This window comes from Aureimonas altamirensis (genome assembly GCF_001463885.1).
In the GTDB taxonomy this organism is placed as follows: Bacteria; Pseudomonadota; Alphaproteobacteria; order Rhizobiales; family Rhizobiaceae; genus Aureimonas; species Aureimonas altamirensis.
This window is the reverse complement of the sequence record NZ_BBWQ01000001.1, coordinates 279,311-300,847: the sequence shown is the minus strand read 5'-3', so window position 1 is coordinate 300,847 and position 21,537 is coordinate 279,311. Positions and strand designations below refer to the sequence as shown.

The following is a 21,537-nucleotide window of genomic DNA, read 5'->3' as shown; positions in this document are numbered from 1 at the left end:
TGTCTGATGGAAGATTCATCAGCCCATTGTAAACATATCCCGGATCGTCGGGATGTAGTCCACCAGCCAGTTGGGGGTGGCACCGCCTTGGAAATCGGCCTGCAGAGCGGTCTCGAGAACGATGTCTATACTGGCCTTGTCGCTTTGCGATGTGCCCGCAAAACCACCAGAGAACGGCCACAAAGACGTCCCATCGCCACCTGTGAAGATGTTGTCGTCAAATTGTGTGCGTGCGTCCGGCAGATTGAACTTGTCGTCCAGATAGAAAGTATCCCGTAAGCCGAAGTTCTCGACGCGGATAAATCCGTCTTCGAGCACATAACTAATCAGATCCGGATCCTTATCGGAGAGCACGAAAGCGTAGTTGTCGGGCAGCGCATTGAACGTTTGCGGAGTTCCGTTCGCCACGTCGTCATTGGCGGGGTTTGTCATGTCCAGCCACTTTTGCGTCGCCGTCAAAGTGCCGGTACTATTGTCAACCTTCTGTGCCAGAACGCCGCTGCTGCCCTGGTTCCAGACGCCTGGCGTCACTGTGGAAAAGTTTGTCGAGAACGCCGCATTGCCAACGTTTGATGCTGCGCCCAACAATGCGCCGGCAGAGACCTCCAATCGGTAGTTGGAGGACAAGTCCAGATCATAGGTTGGATCGATGACCAGCAGGGTGTGACCGTTGACGTGTTCGATCGTGACGCCTGGATGCTGAATTGACAGGTTGATCGTTTCTGTATGGTCCTCGTTTTCACCTTGGTAGCCCGCGCCGCCGGTACCGGATCCGCCGAGATCGCGGATTGTGACCGTACCGGATCCGCTGAAATTGACGTCCTGATCCAGAACGAGCACCAGATTGCTGCGCACGTCGAGGTTTGTGATGTTGGCGAAAGAGGCACTCAGCGTCGGCGCCGACTGGAGGCTCAGGGAGAACGTGTCCGCTACCGTCAGCGAGCCATCCGACGCCGTGACCTTAATGTCGATGGCACCCGTAGATCCACCGACAGAATCAGCATGGAACACGCCAGTCAACGAGTTGAACGTTAGCCAGGCCGGCAGTGGCGATCCGTCAACCAGTGCCGCCGAATAATACAAAGTCGTACCGGCGTCCGGATCACCGAATGTGTTGGATGGAACGGTGAACTCGAAGGCCTGACCAATAATGGCGGTTTGATCTGAAAGCGCATGCGCCAGTACGGGTGCTTCGTTCACGTTCGTCAATTGGACGGAGATAGTCTGCGTCGCGCTGTTGCCGGCGGCATCGGTTGCCATGACCACGACCGAGTAGGTGCGGTCTGTATCTGTATCGCCCGGGCTCTCGAAATTCTGTGGGGAGACGAACGTCAACGCGCCCTGGCTCGTCAGGCTGAAATGCGCGCCATCGCCAGACATGGGGTTGAGCACCCAGGTCACCGCATGAGAATCCGTGGCCGCCAGTTGCCCGACGACGGTTCCGTTTTCAGGTGCACTCAAACTGGTTGTCGTGATGGCGGGTGCAGAGTTGTCCAGGTCATAGGCGCCGGTGGCACTCGATGAGCCGACCCAGTTCTGACCGCTGATGCTCCCCGTAACTACCCCGGATACCGAGGATATCGAAAATTGCGTTCCATTCACACCGCCCGGCGCCGTGCCTGTGAAGAACAATGTGTTGGAGCCGGTTCCGGTATCATATGTCGCGGTAACGGCCACGCCGTTGATCATGAAGGTGATCTGCGGAGATGCCGGAACTGACACGGCCTCCGAGAAGACGACTTCGAACGTCAGCGAAGCGCCCGCTTTGCCGACAGTTAAATCACCGGTATCATCGTAGACGGTGAAACTGGAAATGGTCGGCGCGGATACCACGGCAAGACTAAAGGTCTGCGAGGCGGAGAGGCCACCCTGGTCAGTCGCCGTGACCGTGTAGTTGGCCGGTCCGGAAGCGATGGTTGGCGTGCCGGAGATGACGCCCGTCTGCGCGTCGAGCTCGAGACCGGCAGGCAGAGTGCCGGACGTGATCGAATAGGTCCGAGTGTCTCCAACATCGACATCGCTGAAGGCGTCTGCCAGCGCAAGGCTCCAGCTGTTCTGGTTCGTGACCGCCGTCTGCGCGGCAATCGCGCCCGTTGCAACCGGAGCCTCGTTCCGGTTGTCGATATGGATCGTTATCGTTTGTGCAGACATGTTTCCGACCCCGTCAGTAGCCCTGACTTCGATCGAATATTCATGCTTCACTTCAAAATTCGGCGGGTTGACGAACGACAATGTGCCATTGGAAGCGAGTGTGAACGCGGCGGCATCCGTTCCGGAGAGATTGCTCCAGGTGACCGGGCCATGGTCTTCCTGAGCTGTAAGCGAAATGGTCGGCGACGTCGGGCTGGCTTCGGTTGATTCAGCGACATGATAGGAATTTGCGATCGCCGGCCCCATATTATCGACGGCATAAGTGGCTGTTACGCCGCTAGAGGGCGCCATCGGCTCTTGGCTGACGTCGCAGGTGAAACTTCCAACGAATTCGAGAATCGTGACTTGGTTAAAGCTAACCGACGCTGGCGCGGTGGCTGTAAACTTTAGTTGGTTTGTGCCGCTGCCGGAGGTGAACGAGGCGGTGACGATCTGCCCGCCGATATCGAGCTTCAATGAGGACCCCAACAGCGTGGTGATGGGCTCGCTGAACGTGACGATAGCCGTCAGCGTATCTCCAGCCTTGCCGACTGCAGGATCTCCGTTGGCGTCGGTCACTGTCATGCTGAGAGCGACGGGGGCGGATACAACAGCAAGGTTGAAGGTCTGCGAGACCGAGAGGCCGCCCTGATCGGTTGCTGTGACCGTGTAAGGAGCAGCGGCTGAATCCGCGTGCGGTGTGCCGGAAATAACGCCCGTCTGCGCGTCGAGCTCGAGACCGGCCGGCAAGGCGCCGGACGTGATCGAATAAATGCGGGTGTCTCCCTGATCGACATCGCTGAAGTAGCTCGCCAATGCAAGGGACCAGCCGCTCTGGTTCGTGACCGCCGTTTGCGCGGGAATTGTGCCCGTAGCAACCGGGGCCTCGTTCACGTCATTAATGTCGACCGTGATCGCCTGGACAGAAGAGTTTCCGAGCGCATCCTGTGCCATGACCTGAAGCGAATAGGAGCTCTTTGCTTCAAAGTTCGGATCGGCGAGGAACGTCAGCACGCCGTCATTAGTGAGCGCAAACGCTGCGGCATCCACTCCGGAGAGACCGATCCACGCAACCGGGCCATGAGCTTCGGTTGCAGTCAGCGCAACGCTGACGGGCGTCGAATTGCTCTGGGCGACTTCGTTTACCCGATAGGTAGACCCAACAACAGGCGGGGACGTGTCGACTGCGAATTCGAGCGCTTCGCCGCTAGAGCCCAAAGCCCCTTGGCTGACCTCGATACGGGCATGTAGAGAGTGCATGCCATCGGCCAGGGAGACCGAAGGAGTGAATGTCCATCCTTGTCCGGTGATGGTAGCCTCGCCCAGGCGGGTCTGTCCGTCGTAAACGACAACGGACATGCCTGATACAAGTACACCATCGATGGTACCCGATATGGTCGGCGTACCATCATCGGTGGCACCGCCATTGCCGACCGAACCGGTAAAGGAACCGGCGTCATCAAAGACGCCCGGCTGTCCAGAGGCATGGACGATCGCATCGATCTGGTTTTTATCGAGCACCCGTGCTTGCACCGACGTTATCGCCGCCAGTTGCTCGTCCGTCATCTCCAGCAATTGCGCCGGGGTCAGAACATCGATTTGATCTGTGCTCATTGCCGAAATCGTCGCGGTCGGAAGACCTTTGATTTCTGACGAAGGTATCGCGGCGATTGTCGGAGCGCTGAATTCAAGTATTTCCACATCCCAAATTGTCGCAAGCTGCGACGCCAGAAGACCCACGGCTTGCAATGGAGTTATCGCGTGGAGTTGTTCCGGCGTGAATGCACCGAACTGAGTGGCATCAAGCGATGACATCTGCTCTGCGGTCATGTGCGCTACCGCATCGACGGAGATGTGGGATATCTGTGACGTGGAGAAATGATCCAACTGCGTTGCCGAGAGCCCCGGGAAGGCTAATGCCGACAAAGCAAAGACCTGGCTGCCTGAAAATTCTTCGATCTTAAGCCCGTCGAAAGCGGCCAATTGCGAAGCGGTGAGCGCAGCAAACTGATCGGTCGTCATGTCGTGGATCTGGGCATCCGTGATCGATCCGATAGCCGCCACGGAAATACTTGAGATGATAGAGGGCTGGATCGCGGCGAGTGCCGATGGCTGTAGTTCGACGATCATTTCTGACGTCAGGACGGCCACCTGCTCAGCGATCAGGCCGCCGATCTGCCCTGCCGACAATGAATTGAGCTCGCCTTCGGTGAGGGTTGCGAACTGGCTGACAGGGATACGCTTCATGTCTGAGCCGGCGACGGCATCGACCTGCTTGACGTCGAAAACCAGATCCTCACCCACAATATAGGTAGGCCCGTTGGGGATCACGGCTTTGACGGTCAAGGTATGGCCGCCGGCAGACATCGCAACTTTAGGCGTCAGGCTCCAGGACGTTCCATCTTCCGATATCGTCGCAGCGCCCAGATCGACGTCGCCCTCATAGATATGAAGCGTGACGCCTGCGGCGATCTTGGAGCGGATCTGGCCGGTGAGCGTGGGTGTATCCCTGATCGATATGGCCAACTGGGGGATCGTGACGTAGGAGGTGTCGCTGTCGGAATAAGTCGACCAGAACTGCAACCTGCTGAGGGCAGCAATCTGGGCGTCGCTGAACAGCGATGTGTTGAGCGCAGCAAGCGCCGCCGGCGACAGTACCGAGAGCTGGTCCGCCGTGAAGGCGGCCGCCCGCGCTGGTGTGAGCGCCCGAACGGCGTCGGCGGACAGGGCCGCGACCTGCGAAAGGGAGATCTGTGCGATCTCGCCCACAGTCCTTTGAGAAAGCGTCTGCGCCGCTTCGGCAGCATTCGTTACCGCCGACGCGATTGAGGCGTCCGTCTTCGCCAGGCTGGCCAGCAACTGGCCCGATGAATCGGCAACCGTCGCGCCGGCGATCCTGAGTGCGGTGATCCGGTCCGCATCGTCGGAAGCCACCGCGGATGCGACCTTGGCGAGATAGTCGCCGCCGCCGGCATACAGCTTGTCCAGACCCGACAGAGAAGCGAGAGCAACGCCAACCGCATTGGCACCGGTGTTGGACGTGCCATCCTGGTTGATGATGGCAATCGCCACCTGGGTCGCGTCTCCATCCAGGCCGAAAGCTTTCGCGACCTTCAAATTGGCGGCATTCACCTGGTCCGCCGTCAGGTTGCTTGCTTTGATCGATGAGAGCCCATTGTCTCCGGATGACAATCCGAGTTCGCGCACGGCCAACTCGGAGATCGGGTTGACCGAAATCCGGATCGTCTGGACACCTGAAGGCGAGACGAACATCGTTCGCAGATCGCCGGCAAGATCCATCTGGGTGCCGGTCGCCTCGTCGGCGTAATCGCTGCCGGAATCCCTGTCGATGACGCGTGCGAGAACGGGGCCCGTGTAGGAACCCGAATAGCTGAGCACGAATGTTCCGTCCGAAGCCACGGCCACAGGACCGGCAAGCACCGACCCGTCCGGACGGTAGAGGGTGACGGACAAACCGTTTCCGCTGATGACCGGACCCGCGACGACCGAGCCGTAGACCGTTACGGTCTGATCCACCGGCGTCGGCACAGGAGTCGGTGCAGGAGCGGACCCTCCAGAACCACCGCCGCCTGCCGCCACCGCGACGACACCGCCGACTGCGGCAAGCAAGCCGAGAGGAAGGGCCGGCCCATGGGACATCAACCCCGCAATGCCGGAGCCGATCGAGGAATGCGTTTCGGCGTCGTGCGCCGTGTGCACCGGCTCATGGCCGAAATAGTGGCCGTAGCTTTCAACCAGTTCGGAGACCGCGCCGGCGCCGCCCAGCGAATAGACGAGGCTCGCCTCTCCGCCGCCCAGCGAATGCCCCTGCGTCGCCGTTCCGAGAACGGTCCAACCGCCGGAATTGGTTGGCAGCTCCAGGCCGCACAAGCCGTCATCGCAGACGGAATAGAACTTGTCGAAAACGATGTGTGTGTTCTTGCCGAGCATCACGATGAGATCGGAGTCCGCCTTGCCGTCGGCCCGGACCGCCGCAACCTCGGAGATGTCTTCGATGATCTTGTCGTCGCCGACGAGCTTGCGCTCCATGATCCGGTAGCGACGGCCAGCCACGGGCTTGATCGTCTTTGCCGCGCCTGCAGCGACATCGACGCTGTCGACACCGTCGAAGACGACATATCCGAGCACGCGGGCCGCGTTCGCCGGCACCGCCCCATCAACCCGATTCGCGCCCGCGATAGGAGTGCTCGTCGTTGAAGTTGAAGCACTTTTTCCGACCGAGTTTCCACCGCTGGTTTTTTGGGAATTAGTCATCTTCAACTCGCGATCTAAGGGTTACACATCAACGTCAATGATAAGCAGATATACAATTATTTTTCAACCTAGTACATATTTTTGATATCATATATATCTATTCAAAATACGCGATATGCCCTACGCGCCGGCATACGGACGCGCGAAAACGGGCCCGCCGACACGCTTCGGTTCGAAACGTGTCGGCGGACCCGTGGTCGCTGTACTATTCTGTAATCAATGCAAGGACTTCGGCAGTCCTTAGGTGCGTGCGTCCCAGGCCGCGAGGGCTTGACGGAAGGCGGCCTCGCCTTCCGGTCCCTTTTCGATGGACAGAAGCGCGCGCTGCCCCGTCTCGTAGGCGAGGGGCACGTCGATCCACTTTTCGTTCGCCATCAGCGACAGGTTGTCCTGCACCGCCTGCTGCAAATCGTTCAGCGCGATCCAGAAGAAACCGTCCGATATCTTGCCCGCGACGCCGATCAGCGGCCGCCCGCGATCCTGCTCGGTCGGCTTGAACGCCAGACGCTGGACATTGGCGATCTCACCGCCGGGGAAGTTCTCGGGCACATCGAACATCATTTCGATGACGTGGCTCGCCGGCAGGGTTGCGTCGGCGTTGCGGCGGATCGTCATCGTCATGGTGACGCTGGTATCCGGAATCTGCACCACGGCGCGAACCGCCGGCTCCGGCGGCTGCCCATCGGCAGGCGCCTCCTCGATGACGCTCCAGCGCACATTGCCCTGATGCTGCGCACCCGGCGTATCGTTGAACCGCTCTTCGTAGAAGACGGCCACTTCGGCGCCCTCGGGGACAACAGCTTCCGCAGCCGGCGCCGGCTGTCCGGCGGGGCTTGCCGCGGGGGCCGTCGGCGCTGCCTCGGAAGCGGCGGCGACATCCGTGCCTTCATCGAAGGCATTGGCCGTCGATGTGCCGGGGCCAGGATCCGTTTCTGTTCCGTCGGGCAGCAAGCGCTGCGTATAATCGCGCGCTCCGGGCTCCTGCGTGACGGCAGCCGGCGGCGCTTCGGCGGAATCCTCGGTCGGTGGCGTCGCCTCAGGCGGCGTCTCGGCGACGGATGCGTCGGGCGTCTCGCCGCTGTCCGTCCCCTCGATGGGTTGCTCGGCCGTCTGGTCCTGCTGCCCGCCCCGCGGCAGCAGCCCACCGAAATCGGAGCCGGCAATGTAGGCGGCACCCGCACCACCGGCGATCAGCAGCAATGCGACACCGGCATAAAGGCCCGCACGCGACTTGCGTTCGGGCGCAGAGGCCCGGCGCGCGCTCGGATATCGGGGGGCAGCCATATCCGGAGCAGGAATGGCCGTATCCTGCCTATCCCTGTCGGCATTATCGTCCGCATGACGGGCTTCGCCGCCGGATGGCGACGAAGGTCCGATTTCGCCGACGGATTCCACAGCATGGCCCGCCGGCGCGACGGGCGTCATCGGCTCTGCGGCATAGGGCGCAGACGCCGGTTCCGGATCGTCGTGCCCTTCTGCCTCGGGCTCGGCTTCCAAGGCGGCGTAATGCGCTTCGGTGCGCCGGATCGCGTCTTCCAGAGAGTCACGCCTGGCCTGCGCCGCCTCATCGCCAAGCGGCGGATTGGCGGCGGCGATCTGCCTGTCGATCGCCGAGCGCGCCTTGTCGTAGACTTTGGCACGCAGCTGCGGGCTCGAGCCGGGCAGACCATCGATGGTCTTTCGAAGAACGGCGCTCAGATCCGCCATGGCAATGAGGTACTCTCAGCTCGAATGGGCAATCGTGCTGGAACTTAGTCCTGAAAAGGATCGCGAACAAGTATCGTGTCGTCACGCTCGGGCGAGGTCGACAGAAGCGTTACGGGCGCCCCGACAAGTTCCTCGATCTCGCGGACATACTTGACCGCCTGCGCCGGAAGATCGCTCCAGGAGCGTGCGCCGGCGGTGGTGTCCCGCCACCCTTCGAAGCTGCGATAGATCGGCCGTACGCGCTGCTGAGCCGCAAGGCTGGCAGGGAAATAGTCGATTTCCTTGCCGTCCAGCTCATAGCCGACGGCGATCTTGATCTCGTCCAGCCCGTCGAGCACGTCGAGCTTCGTCAGGGCAAGGCCGTGAATGCCGTTGATGGCCACTGCCTGCCGCACCAGCACCGCATCGAACCAGCCGCAGCGGCGCTTGCGCCCGGTCACCGTGCCGAATTCGCGCCCGCGCTCGCCAAGAAACTGGCCGACTTCGTTATCCTGCTCGGTCGGGAAAGGCCCCTCGCCAACGCGGGTCGTGTAGGCCTTGGTGATGCCGAGCACGAAACCCGCGGCCGAAGGCCCGAGGCCCGAACCGGCGGCCGCCTGCCCGGCAACCGTGTTGGATGACGTGACGAAGGGATAGGTTCCGTGGTCGATGTCCAGGAGTGTACCCTGCGCGCCCTCGAACAGGATACGGTCTCCCGCCTTGCGGCGCGCATCAAGAAGCCGCCAGACGCGGTCCATGTAGGGTGTGATCTCGGCCGCAACCGAGGTCAGCTCGTCCAAAATGGCGGAAGCCTGTATCTCCGGCTCGCCCAGACCGCGCCGCAGCGGGTTGTGGTGCGCCAGCAGACGCTCGATGCGCTCCGGCAGGGCATCGATTTCGGCAAGATCCATTACCCGGATGGCGCGCCGCCCGACCTTGTCCTCGTAGGCCGGGCCGATGCCGCGCTTGGTGGTTCCGATCTTGGTGCCGCCGGCCGCGTTCTCGCGGATGGCATCCAGTTCGCGGTGCAGCGACAGGATCAGCGCGGCATTGTCGGCGATTCGCAGCGTCTGCGGCGTGATGGTGAGCCCCTGCTCTTCCAGACGCTTCTTTTCCGCGACGAAGGCATGCGGGTCGAAGACGACGCCATTGCCGATGACGGACAGCTTTCCGCCCCGCGCGACGCCGGAAGGAAGCAACGACAGCTTGTAGCTGATGCCGTCGACGACGAGCGTATGCCCGGCATTATGGCCGCCCTGGAAACGCACGACGACGTCGGCCCGCTCCGAGAGCCAGTCGACGATCTTGCCTTTTCCTTCGTCTCCCCACTGGGAGCCGACGACAACACAATTGCCCATGAATTCTCCTGCGGGGGCGAAAGCCCCTTTCGATCCCGTCGCTACCTAAGGTTGCTCTCGCCGAAGCGGAACAGGCGCTGCCCGGCGACAGCCCCCAAGCAAACGCGCGCGACTATAGAGAAACCCGGCCAGCGACGCGAGAGCCGTCGGCCGGGTTTCCGCTAGAATTCCGACAAGCCGTCTCAGACGTCGAAAGTCAGCAGCTTTGCCTGCCCGATCGCCTTGAGGGCGCGCACCTCGTCCAGGAATTCTTCGCTCAGCGGACCATCGAGATACAGGAGGGCGATGGCGTTTCCGCCCTCGTGATCGCGGCCCAGATGGAAATTGGCGATATTGATTCCCTTGCGGCCGAAGGTCATGCCGAGTTCGCCGATGACGCCCGGGATATCCTTGTTGGCCGTATAGAGCATATGGCTGCCGACATCGGCCTCCATGTTGATGCCCTTGATCTGGATGAAACGCGGCTTGCCGTCAGAGAAGCAGGTTCCGGCCACCGACCGGCTCTGCTTTTCGGTCTTGACGGTCAGTTGAACGTAACCGTCGAAGACGCCGGTCTTGTCGCGGCGCACTTCGGAAACGGCGATGCCGCGTTCCTTGGCCATCAACGGCGCCGACACCATGTTGACGCTCTGCATCTGCGGCTTGAGAAGGCCCGCCAGAGCCGCCGCGACCAGCGCCCTCGTATTCATGCCCGCCGGCGAGCCATCGAACAGGATCTCGACTTCCTTGATCGGCTCTTCCGTCAACTGGCCTGCGAAGCTGCCGAGGATCTCGGCCAGCTTTACGTATGGCGTCAGGATCGGGGCTTCCTCGGCGCTGATGGACGGCATGTTCAGCGCATTGGATACCGCGCCCTGCACCAGATAGTCGGCCATCTGTTCGGCCACCTGCAGCGCGACGTTTTCCTGCGCCTCGGAGGTGGAAGCGCCCAGATGCGGCGTGCAAACGACATTGTCGAGGCCGAAGAGCGGCGAATCCGTCGCCGGTTCCGTTTCGAAGACGTCGACGCCGGCGCCGGCCACCTTGCCGGAACGGATGGCGTCGGCAAGGTCCTTTTCGGCCACCAGCCCGCCGCGGGCGCAATTGATGATGCGGACACCGTCCTTCATCATTGCGATGGCGGCCGCATCGATGATGTTGCGCGTCCTGTCGGTCAGCGGCGTATGCAGGGTGATGAAATCGGCCCGCCGGAAGAGCTCTTCCAGCTCCACCTTTTCGATGCCCAGAGTTGCAGCGCGCTCAGGGGACAGGAAAGGATCGAAGGCGACGACGCGCATCTTCAGCCCCACGCCGCGTGACGCGACGATGGCGCCGATATTGCCGCAGCCGATGATGCCCAGCGTCTTGCCGGTGATCTCCACACCCATGAAGCGGTTCTTTTCCCACTTGCCGGCCTGCGTGGAGGCGTCGGCAGCGGGGATCTGCCGCGCCACCGCGAACATCAGCGCGATGGCGTGCTCCGCGGTGGTGATCGAGTTGCCGAAGGGCGTGTTCATCACGATGATGCCCTTGCGGCTTGCGGCCGGTATATCGACATTGTCGACGCCGATGCCGGCCCGCCCGACGACCTTGAGCTTCGGCGCGGCCTCGATGACCTTCTCGGTCACCTTGGTGGCCGAGCGTATGGCAAGGCCGTCATACTGGCCGATGACTTCGAGAAGCTTGTCTTTGTCCTTGCCGAGATCCGGCAGGTAATCCACCTCGACGCCGCGATCCTTGAAGATCTGGACGGCGGTCGTGGACAGTTTGTCTGAAACGAGAACACGGGCCATGACAATACCTCGGGCTGCGGGCGGCGCCACGCGCCTGCCCGGAAGAGAAAGAAAGGGAATGGATCGGTTGGCCGGGCGTCCGCCAAGGGACGCCCGATCGGATCAGGCCGCTTCGGCCAGCGCTGCCTTCTGCGCCTCGTAGGCATAGGCGATCCAGGGCAGAAGCGCCTCGATATCGGCAAGCTCCACCGTGGCGCCGGCCCAGATGCGCAGGCCGGGAGGGGCATCGCGGTAGGCGCCGATATCCAGGGCGACGCCCTCTTTTTCGAGCTGCGAGGCGACGCCCTTGGCAAAGGCATCCTGGGCCTCTTTCGGAAGCGCCACGATCTCGGGGGCCGTGAAGCACAGGCAGACCGACGTGTTCGACCGCGTTGCCGGATCCCGCGCCAGGAAGCCGATCCAGTCATGCGCATCGACGAAGCGCTCGATCGCCGCCAGGTTGGCGTCGGCACGTGCCTTCAACGCTGAAAGACCACCGATCTGCCGCGCCCATTCGAGAGCGTCGAGATAATCTTCAACGCACAGCATCGACGGGGTGTTGATCGTCTCGCCCTTGAAGATGCCTTCGCTGAGCTTGCCGCCCGATGTCAGGCGGAAAATCTTGGGAAGCGGCCAGGCCGGCTTGTAGGTCAACAGGCGTTCGACCGCGCGCGGGCTGAGGATCAGCATGCCGTGCGCACCCTCGCCGCCCAGAACCTTCTGCCACGAGAAGGTGACGACATCGAGCTTTTCGAAGGGCAGGTCCTGCGCGAAGGCGGCGGACGTCGCATCGCAGATGGTCAGCCCCTGGCGGTCGGCCGGAATGGCGTCACCGTTGGGAACACGCACACCGGATGTCGTGCCGTTCCAGGTGAAGACGACGTCCCTGTCGAAATCGACGGTCGCAAAGTCGACGATCTCGCCGTAGGGCGCCTCGAGGACCCGGGCGTCCGGGAGCTTCAATTGCTTGACGACATCGGTCACCCAGCCGGAACCGAAGCTTTCCCAGGCCAGCATATCGACCGGCCGTGCGCCGAGAAGCGACCAGAGCGCCATCTCTACCGCGCCCGTATCGGACGCGGGCACGATGCCGATACGATAATCGGCAGGAACGCCCAGGATGTCGCGGGTGTCTTCGATGGCCTTGAGCAGCTTGGCCTTGCCAAGCTTGGCGCGATGCGAGCGACCGAGCGCGGCATCGGACAGCGCATCCAGCGTCCAGCCAGGACGCTTGGCGCAAGGGCCAGACGAGAATCGAGGATTTGCCGTGCGAACGGCGGGTTTGGCAAGCGGAGCCATATAGCTACCCTCTCAGATAGAAGCGCCTCGTTGGGGAGGCGTGTCCCACTGACGGTGCTATCGGTGCCGCATTCCACAGTCAAGCGGCAAAAGAGTCATCCTTCGTATTTTTACCACCAAGGTTGCATGCTCTCATGGCAGGCGGAAGCGCAACCCTACCGTCACCAGGTGCCGGTCCGTGCCCCTGTCCTGAACCAGGAGATCGCTTCCGGCAAATCCGGCCTCGAACGCATCGCCGCCACCGGTATGGGTGTAGCGGTACCCGGCATCCACCGAGATCGTGCCGGACAGGGCATATGCCGCGCCGGCCATCAGCGAATAACTGGTCCGCCAGCCGTCCTGCCCGACGATGTCGGTTAGCTCATTACAGGCGCCGCCGCTGCAGAACGATGCCGCGACCGCCTCGTACGAGATGTGGCTGGCCCCTATTCCCGCTCCGACATAGGGGGTGATGCCCATGATCGTGCCCAGGTCGGCATACAGATTGGCATCCAGGTCCACGACATCGCGCCGTGCGGCCATGTCGAGCCGGCATCCGACGCCGCAGAAAGCGTCGATATCGGCGGCTCCGCCGGCATCATAGCTGCCGTATCGCGCGGTGACGTCCACCCGAAGAAGGTCGTTGAACCGATAGCCGATGCCGGCGCCGCCGGAAAAATCTTCCGATTCGCCAAGATAACCGCCACCCAGATCGCCGGAGAGGCCCAGAACCCTGGCTCCCTTGCCGCCATTGGCCACCGAATGGGCGGCGTCGACGCGCGCGTACCAGCCGCTGTCCGGCTGTATGGAGGCGGTCGTTATCTCGGGCGCGTCGACAAGGTCGCTTGCGGATGCCGGCAAGGCCATCGCGGCGATGAGCAGGAAGGCAAGACGGGGCGGCAGACGCATCGGCGGAAATCCAGCTTCTGGCGCCTCGGCGAATCCGTGAAAGGATATCCGACGCGCGTGAGAGGCGCCGGAGAGAGGATCGCCCGACGAGGGGCGACCCCATCCGGCGATCGTTTCCGCACTTTATTAACTATTTCCTGTGCCAGGCTTTCGCTCGGGCGTCAGGCCGCCTGCTGATGCTTGAGCACGCCGACGATGTCGTCGACCACGGCGTTGACAAGGGAAAGGTCGTCGCCCTCCGCCATCACGCGGATCAGCGGCTCTGTGCCGGATGGCCGTATGACGAGGCGCCCGCCCCCGCCAAGGCGCGCACGCCCGGCATCAATAACGTCCCGAACGTCGCTGCGTTCGAGCGGCTTTCCACCGGCAAAGCGCACGTTTTTCAAGACTTGCGGCACCGGATCGAACTTGCGGGCCGCTACCGAAACAGGCTCGCCACGCCCGCGCATCACGGCAATCAGCTGCAGCGCCGATATCAGGCCGTCGCCCGTGGTACCGTAATCCGACAATACGATATGCCCCGATTGTTCGCCGCCGACATTGTAGCCATGCTCGCGCATGTGCTCGACGACATAACGATCGCCCACCTTGGTACGCGCCAGCTCGATACCCTTGCCGGACAGGAACCGCTCGAGACCGAGGTTAGACATGATGGTGGCAACGATGCCGCCGGCCGCAAGCCTTCCCTCGTCTGCCCAGGACTCGGCGATGACGGCCATCAACTGGTCGCCGTCGACGATGTCGCCATGCTCGTCCACGATCAGGACGCGGTCGGCGTCGCCATCGAGCGCGATTCCGATGTCGGCCCGCACTTCGCGAACCTTTGCCGAAAGCGCGACAGGGTTGGTCGACCCGCAGTTGAGGTTGATGTTGACGCCATTCGGCTCCACGCCGATGGCCACCACCTCGGCGCCCAGCTCCCACAGCACTTCCGGCGCAACCTTGTAGGCGGCGCCGTTGGCGCAATCGATGGCAACGCGCAGACCATCCAGGGTAAAGTCCTTGGGCAAGGTCCGCTTGGCAAATTCGATATAGCGGTCATGCACGCCGTCGATGCGCTTGGCACGGCCGAGTTCGTTGCTGGTGGCCAACTGAGTGGACAGATCCTCTTCGATCAGAAGCTCGATCTGGCGTTCCAGCTCGTCGGAAAGCTTGTAGCCGTCCGGTCCGAACAGCTTGATGCCATTGTCCTCGAACGGGTTGTGCGAGGCCGATATCATGACGCCGATATCGCACCGAAGCGAGCGGGTCAGCATGGCGACTGCCGGCGTCGGCATCGGACCAACCAGGAAAACGTCCACCCCGGCGGCGGTGAAGCCGGCCACCAGCGCGTTTTCGATCATGTAGCCGGAAAGACGCGTATCCTTGCCGATCACGACCCGGTGCCGATGGCTGCCCCGGTTGAAGGCGATACCCGCGGCCATCCCCACTTTCATGGCGATTTCGGCCGTCATCGGGTGCGTATTGGCCCGCCCGCGAATGCCGTCGGTTCCGAAGTAAGATCTCATGCGTCTCTGTCCATTGGATGGGTTGCGCGCATCTAGTGCGACCGACACTGCCACAAAAAGTAAAAAAAAATATCACCCGGAAAGGTCGAACCCGTATCCCCAAAAGGAAAGTGCCGCATCCCTTGCGGAATACGGCACTTTGGTCATCGAAGATGACATGTAGCTCAGGTCGACGGCTGGGGCTCCAGCCCATCTTCCTTGCCGGATGGCTTGGAAGACCCGGCCTTCGGCACCGCAGACCCGCGCGACGGAGGCGTATCATCGCCCATGTCGCGGGATAGCGGCTTGCCGGCCAGAAGGTCGCGAACCTCGTCACCCGACAGGGTCTCGTACTCCAAAAGGCCGTTGGCCACGGTGTGCAGATCCTGGATATGATCGTTGAGGATCTTGCGCGCCTTGTTCTCGGCAACCTCGATGATGCCGCGCACTTCGGAATCGATCAGCCGCGCCGTGTCCTCGGACATGTTCTGCTGCTGCGACACCGAATGACCAAGGAAGACCTCCTCCTGGTTCTGCCGGTAGCGCAGCCGGCCCAGTTTGTCGCTCATGCCGTATTCCATCACCATGGCGCGTGCCATGTTGGTGGCCTGCTGAATGTCGTTGGACGCACCGGTGGTGACGTTATCGAGGCCATAGATGATCTCTTCCGCGGCACGGCCGCCGAAGATCATCGCAAGGCGCGCTTCCATCTCGTTCTTGCGCATGCCGTAGCGATCGCGCTCGGGAAGGTTCATCGTCACACCCAACGCGCGGCCGCGCGGGATGATGGTGACCTTGTGCAGCGGGTCGTTGCCGGGCTCGTAGATGCCGACCAAAGCGTGGCCGGCCTCGTGGTAGGCAGTCAACCGCTTTTCGTCTTCGGTCATGGCCATGGAGCGGCGCTCGGCACCCATCATGACCTTGTCCTTGGCATCCTCGAATTCCAGCATCGTCACCAGCCGCTTGGAGCGACGCGCCGCCATCAGGGCAGCCTCGTTGACGAGGTTGGACAGGTCGGCGCCGGAGAAACCGGGCGTGCCACGGGCAATGGTCTTCAGATCAACATTCGGCGCCAGCGGCACATTGCGCACATGCACCTTCAAAATCTTCTCACGGCCGCCGACATCGGGGTTCGGCACCATGACCTGGCGGTCGAAACGGCCGGGACGCAGCAAAGCCGGGTCCAGCACGTCCGGCCGGTTCGTGGCGGCGATCAGGATGATCCCCTCATTGGCCTCGAAGCCGTCCATCTCGACCAGAAGCTGGTTCAGGGTCTGCTCGCGCTCGTCATTGCCGCCGCCGAGCCCGGCGCCGCGATGGCGACCCACCGCGTCGATCTCGTCGATGAAGATGATGCAGGGTGCGTTCTTCTTGGCCTGCTCGAACATGTCGCGCACGCGGCTGGCGCCGACGCCCACGAACATCTCGACGAAGTCGGAGCCGGAAATGGTGAAGAAGGGAACGTTCGCCTCGCCCGCGACAGAGCGCGCCAGCAGCGTCTTGCCGGTGCCCGGAGGGCCCACCAGCAGCACGCCGCGCGGGATCTTGCCGCCGAGGCGCTGGAACTTCTGCGGCTCGCGCAGAAACTCCACGATCTCTTCCAGATCCTGCTTGGCCTCGTCCACGCCCGCCACGTCGCCGAAGGTAACCCGGCCATGCGCCTCGGTCAGCAGCTTCGCCTTGGACTTGCCGAAGCCCATGGCCTTGCCGCCGGCGCCGCCCTGCATCTGGCGCATCAGGAATATCCACACGCCGAGGATCAGCAGGATGGGGCCGAAGGACAGGAGCATCGACCAGATGGGATTGCTGTTATCGGCCGGCGGGCTGGCGCTGATCTGCACGCCGGCGTCGCGTAGACGCGTGACCAGTTCCGGATCGCTGGGTGCGTAGGTCTGGAACGGGTTGGTGTTGTCGGTGTAGGTGCCGGTGATGCGCGGCCCCTGGATGGTCACCGAACGTACGCGGTTGCCCTCGACATCGGAAAGGAACTGCGAATAGGGGATCTCACGCGATGCCGCCGTCTGCGAGCCGTTCGAGAAGAGCTGGAACAGCGCGATCAGCAGGAGCGCTATGATCGCCCAAAGGGCAAAATTCCGGAAATTCTGATTCATTATCCGTCCTGGATGTGCGCCGCGGCCCCACCGCGAACGCGGCCAAACCGGAAACGACGGCAAGTCCGTCACTCGTCAAGATAGTAATCCGCCAAATGCTTGCCAACAGGCAAGGGCGGATTTGCGGCAAAATCGAACCTTGCCCTGAATTTTCGGTGTTTGACGTCAGCTAAAGGTTGGCCATCAGGCGCCAGCCTACGCTTTCCTGCGCATCGAGCCTACGTGACGGGCCACCCGGCCAGGGGCGGATCGCAGGGTGGCGGGCCAGCGCCTCGCCCGTTGCAGAGACCAGCACGGGCAGGCAGCGTTCGGTGGCGTTGCCCCGGGCAAAGACACCAAGGGCAACCAACCTGCCGGCATCCAGCCTGGACACCACGAAGCGGCGATCGAACCAGGTACCGCTTGCCTGCGCGCTTGCCCGGCCGATTCCCTCCCGGCCGTATTCGCGGCCGATCACGGCATGGCCATCGCGCCAACGCACGCTTGCACCGCCAAGCGTGGCACACCCATCGCCGGCAGACAGACGGTCGGCCAGCCTGGCCAGCTTGTCGGCCTGCGGCGGGTACAATCCACCGCCGGCCGCCGTGATGGCCCGCCCGATGACCGCCCGCCGAAGTTCAGGCTCGAGCGGGCGGAGGCTCTTCGTGGCGATATGGAGCGACCCATCGTCATCGACCGTGACGCCCGCGTTTCTCAAGCCCGATGCAACGGCGCGGTCATGCGCAATCCGCTCGCGAGCGGCCATTTCCAACGCGGCAGGCACCTCCGCGGCATCCACCGTTCCGTCTTGCAATGCGGCGCGCATCCGCGCCCGGGCATAATGCATGTTCCGGTTGGTCGGATCTTCGCACCAGGCAATCCCGGCTTGCGAAAGGGTCGCCCTCAGCCGCGCGCCCGGAATGCCAAGAAAAGGGCGTGCCAGCACCACGCCCGGCCGAAGCGCCCGCACCGGACGCATGCCCGCAAGGGCTCTTCCGTCGCCGCCCCTGGCCTTGGCAAGCAGATAGGTCTCGATCTGGTCGTCCAGATGATGCGCGGTCACGACGGCGCCCGCCCCCACCGTCCACGCAAACTGGCCAAGTCGATCGTAGCGCGCTTCGCGTGCCGCGGCCGAAATGTTGCCGCCGCCTGCCCCGCCCTGCCAGTGCAGGGTCCGGTGCGGAAGGCCGTAGGAGAGGCAAAGGCGCTCGACGAATCGTGCTTCCTCGGCGGACTCGGCCCTCAGGCCATGATCCACGGTCACGACATGGATGGCGGGGTCGGCCAGATGCGCCCGGGCCATCGCGGCAAGATGCAGGAGTGCGGTGGAGTCCGCGCCGCCCGAGACGGCCAGAACAAGCCTTGCCGCTTCCGCCGTATGGCCTGTGGCGGCAAAAAGCGCCGCGGCTTCGCAGGCGCCGACCGGGCTATCGTCCTTTAGCTGCAGCGGGATGACTGCTCTTCCGTCTGCAGCTTGCGGCGGACATTGTCGCTCATCTGCGGGTAACGCTTCTCTACCTCGGCATAGGTAGCGCACGCCGTATCGCGGTTATCCAATGCAGCCAGCGACATGCCGAGCTTCAGCAGCATTTCCGGCCCCTTGGCGCTGGTGCCATGCTGCTTCTGCGCCGTCAGGAACACTTCCGCCGCCTCGCGATACTTTTTCTGGGCATAGAGGCTCTCGCCCAGCCAGTACTGCGCATCACCGGCGTTTTCCGCGCTTGGGTAAGTCTGCGTATATTGCCGGAACGTCTCTTCCGCCCGCACATACTCGCCAGCCAGAAGGTAGTTGTAGCCAAGACCGTAGAGGTCGGATTCATTGTGCGGCTGCACCGATGCGACGGTGTCGGAGCCGGCGGCAGGCGCTGTCTGGAACGCGCCGCGATCGATGCTGGCGCCGAGGATCGAGCCGATCTCGTCGGAGCCGGCCGAGCTGATCTGCGATCCGGAGGAAGATTGCTGCGGCGCCGCGGCAAAATCCTCATCGCCGCTTCCGGCGGCAGGGGGTGTCGTCAACGCGCCGCTGCGCTGGCCGCTCTGGCCCGACCCGCCGCCGCCACTGCCCCCCTCGAGGTCCTGGAAGCGCATGTCGTTGTCGGCCTGCGCGTTACGAAGCTGCTCCTGGAGCTGCAGCACCAGGAACGACATTTCCTCGACCTTGCCGGTCAGGCGGCGGATTTCATCTTCCATCTGCGACAGGCGCACGGATGTATCGCCGGCCTGCGCCATGATGACGGGGGCGCCCTGCGTCCGCTGGCCGCCGAAGATGTCGATAGCTGCTGCCGGCTGCACCGTCATGAGGGCGGCGGCAAGCGACAGAATGGAAAGTCCCGCAAGACGGGTCCTGGGTGACGAGGTCATGGCAATTCCCCTGAAGTGTCGCGGCCGATACGCGACGGCCGCTTTTACGCTTCTTTTACTTTCTGGAGAATGGCAGTTCGGCCAAATTTTGGCATTGCGCGCCGCAAGCGGCAGAAACGCGAAGCGGCCCCATGGGGGCCGCCTCATTTCATCGTGAGTGTTGCGTCTGCGCCAGCGGGCAGACCGGCCGGGCGATCAGCTTCCGGCGCCGCTCAGCACCGTGACGGCACGGCGATTCTGCGACCAGCAGGAGATGTCGTCACAAACGGCGACCGGGCGCTCCTTGCCGTAGGAGATGGTGCGCATGCGCTGCGGCTGCACGCCCTGCGCTGCCAGATAGTCGCGCGTGGCGGCGGCACGGCGGGCGCCGAGCGCCAGATTGTACTCGCGCGTGCCGCGTTCGTCGGCATGGCCTTCCACCACGATCTGGTAGTTCGGGTAGCGGTTCAGCCACTGGGCCTGGCGCGCCAGGGTCTGCTGGGCGTCGGCGCGGATGGAGGTGGAATCCGTATCGAAGAAGATGCGGTCGCCGACATTGACGGTGAAGTCCTGCTGCGTGCCCGGCGCGGCGCTGCCTGCGCCATAGCCACCGGCGCCGCCAAGGCCGAGGCCACCGGCATTGTCCGGCAGGCCCTGGTTCTTCTTGGCGCAACCGGCAAGTGCGAGTGCGGCGACGAGGGCCAATACGATCCGGCCCATTGGTACGCGGCTATCTGTGCGGCGCATGGCCGACTCCTTCGAATTTGATCGATTCTGGTGATCTTGCATTTACCCTACGGGAGTTAACGCAAGGTCAATGAAAAAAGACGCCGCGTCCGTGAAGACGCGGCGCCGGATGGCATTGCCTATTCCAGCGAGGGCGACCACGCCGGATCGGAGCCGAAGTTCGGCGTGGCGACCCGCTGCTCGTTACGGCCGGTCAGGTCTATCGAATAGAGTTGCGGACCACCGCCACCGCGTTCGTCGCGGAAGAACATCAGCACGCGGCCGTTGGGGGCCCAGGTCGGCCCCTCATTGTGGAAGCCGGAGGTGAGGATGCGCTCGCCCGAACCGTCCGGCCGCATGACGCCGATCTGGAACTGGCCACCGGTCTGCTTGGTGAAGGCGATGAGGTCGCCGCGCGGCGACCAGACCGGCGTCGAATAGGACCCCTGCCCGAACGAGATGCGCGTCTGCCCGCTGCCGTCCGCGCCCATCACATAGATCTGCGGCCGGCCGCCGCGATCGCTTTCGAACACAACCTTGGACCCGTCCGGCGAATAGGAGGGCGAGGTGTCGATGGCATTGGTGGATGTCAGCCGCGTCGTCGCGCGCGAGCGCAGGTCCAGCGCATAGATGTTCGAGGAACCGTCCTGCTGCAGGCTCATGATGACGCGCTGCCCATCGGGCGAGAAGCGCGGCGAGAACGTCATGCCGGGAAAATTGCCCACGATCTCGCGCTGGCCCGTTTCGAGCTGCAGCAGGTAGACGCGTGGATCGCCCTGCCCGAACGACATGTAGGTGATTTCCTGCCGGTTGGGCGAGAAGCGCGGCGTCAGCACCAGGTCGTTGCCCTGCGTCAGGTAGCGCACATTGGCGCCGTCCTGATCCATGATGGCAAGGCGCTTGCGCCGCTGGTCCTTGGGGCCCGTCTCGTCGACGAACACGACTCGGGTATCGAAATAGCCCTTTTCGCCGGTCAGCCGCTCGTAGATGGCGTCTGAGATGATATGGGCGATGCGCCGCCAATTGTCCGGGTTGGCATAGAATTGCTGGCCGTCGAGCTGCTGGCCGGCATAGGTGTCCCAAAGACGGAACTCGACGCGCAGGCGTCCGTCCGCCTCGGGCGTCACGCGGCCGACGACGAGCGCCTGCGCGTTGATGACGGTCCAGTCCTGGAAGCGCGGGGTCGCGTCAGGCCCGGCATCCTTCTGGATGAAGGCGGCGGGCGCGACAGGGGCAAACAGGCCGGAGCGCCGCAGATCCGCCGAGACGACCTCGGTGATCTGCTGGCCAAGCTGGTTGCTCGACTGGAATGCCGGCAGGGCGATCGGCAGCGGCTGGACGTTGCCCTGCGTGATATCGATTTCCACCTGCGCCCGGGCAGGCGCAGTCATGGCCACCCCGCTCAAGGTCAGCGCAAGAATGGCCAGCATCGGTTTTAGAATGGATTTCATGACTCGGGACCCCTCCGGTTCCGGGAAGAATTTCGGGTGGATTGGCTCGGGCTGCG

Annotated in this window: 12 protein-coding genes; all 12 read right to left on the bottom strand. The window is 63.0% G+C overall.

The features are described from left to right. Positions 1–18: 18 nt before the first annotated feature. Positions 19–6,405: a putative Ig domain-containing protein gene (locus tag AUL31_RS01360; RefSeq protein ID WP_143190094.1), complete on the bottom strand. Its 6,387-nt coding sequence runs from the start codon at positions 6,403–6,405 to the stop codon at positions 19–21. 240 nt (positions 6,406–6,645) lie between these two features. Beyond that, the gene (locus tag AUL31_RS01355) at positions 6,646–8,112 is read right to left on the bottom strand and encodes a hypothetical protein (RefSeq protein WP_060600238.1); all 1,467 of its coding nucleotides are present in this window, start codon (positions 8,110–8,112) and stop codon (positions 6,646–6,648) included. A 44-nt stretch (positions 8,113–8,156) separates the two neighbouring features. Beyond that, a complete protein-coding gene (locus AUL31_RS01350) occupies positions 8,157–9,449 on the bottom strand; it encodes an adenylosuccinate synthase (protein WP_060600236.1) in 1,293 nt (430 codons plus the stop codon). A 182-nt stretch (positions 9,450–9,631) separates the two neighbouring features. Then, positions 9,632–11,221 carry a phosphoglycerate dehydrogenase gene (gene serA, locus AUL31_RS01345; RefSeq protein ID WP_060600234.1) on the bottom strand — a complete coding sequence of 530 codons (1,590 nt, stop codon included), beginning with the start codon at positions 11,219–11,221 and terminating at the stop codon, positions 9,632–9,634. Between the two features lie 102 nt (positions 11,222–11,323). Then, positions 11,324–12,499: a phosphoserine transaminase gene (locus AUL31_RS01340; protein ID WP_060600232.1), complete on the bottom strand. Its 1,176-nt coding sequence runs from the start codon at positions 12,497–12,499 to the stop codon at positions 11,324–11,326. Positions 12,500–12,631: 132 nt separating this feature from the next. Continuing rightward, entirely contained in the window at positions 12,632–13,387 is a 756-nt protein-coding gene (locus tag AUL31_RS01335) for an outer membrane protein (protein ID WP_060600229.1), read from the bottom strand. Between the two features lie 161 nt (positions 13,388–13,548). Next, positions 13,549–14,895, bottom strand: coding sequence for a phosphoglucosamine mutase (glmM, locus tag AUL31_RS01330; RefSeq protein ID WP_060600227.1), 1,347 nt, complete (start codon positions 14,893–14,895; stop codon positions 13,549–13,551). 164 nt (positions 14,896–15,059) lie between these two features. Then, positions 15,060–16,985: an ATP-dependent zinc metalloprotease FtsH gene (ftsH, locus tag AUL31_RS01325; RefSeq protein WP_060600224.1), complete on the bottom strand. Its 1,926-nt coding sequence runs from the start codon at positions 16,983–16,985 to the stop codon at positions 15,060–15,062. A gap of 169 nt (positions 16,986–17,154) precedes the next feature. Next, positions 17,155–18,501: a tRNA lysidine(34) synthetase TilS gene (gene tilS, locus AUL31_RS01320; RefSeq protein ID WP_073468959.1), complete on the bottom strand. Its 1,347-nt coding sequence runs from the start codon at positions 18,499–18,501 to the stop codon at positions 17,155–17,157. After that, positions 18,402–19,325 carry a tol-pal system protein YbgF gene (gene ybgF, locus AUL31_RS01315; RefSeq protein ID WP_060600219.1) on the bottom strand — a complete coding sequence of 308 codons (924 nt, stop codon included), beginning with the start codon at positions 19,323–19,325 and terminating at the stop codon, positions 18,402–18,404. The genes tilS and ybgF overlap by 100 nt, the downstream gene beginning before the upstream one ends. A 195-nt stretch (positions 19,326–19,520) precedes the next feature. Next, entirely contained in the window at positions 19,521–20,051 is a 531-nt protein-coding gene (gene pal, locus AUL31_RS01310) for a peptidoglycan-associated lipoprotein Pal (RefSeq protein ID WP_039191830.1), read from the bottom strand. A gap of 119 nt (positions 20,052–20,170) precedes the next feature. Further along, positions 20,171–21,481, bottom strand: coding sequence for a Tol-Pal system beta propeller repeat protein TolB (gene tolB / locus AUL31_RS01305; RefSeq protein WP_060600217.1), 1,311 nt, complete (start codon positions 21,479–21,481; stop codon positions 20,171–20,173). Positions 21,482–21,537: the final 56 nt, after the last annotated feature.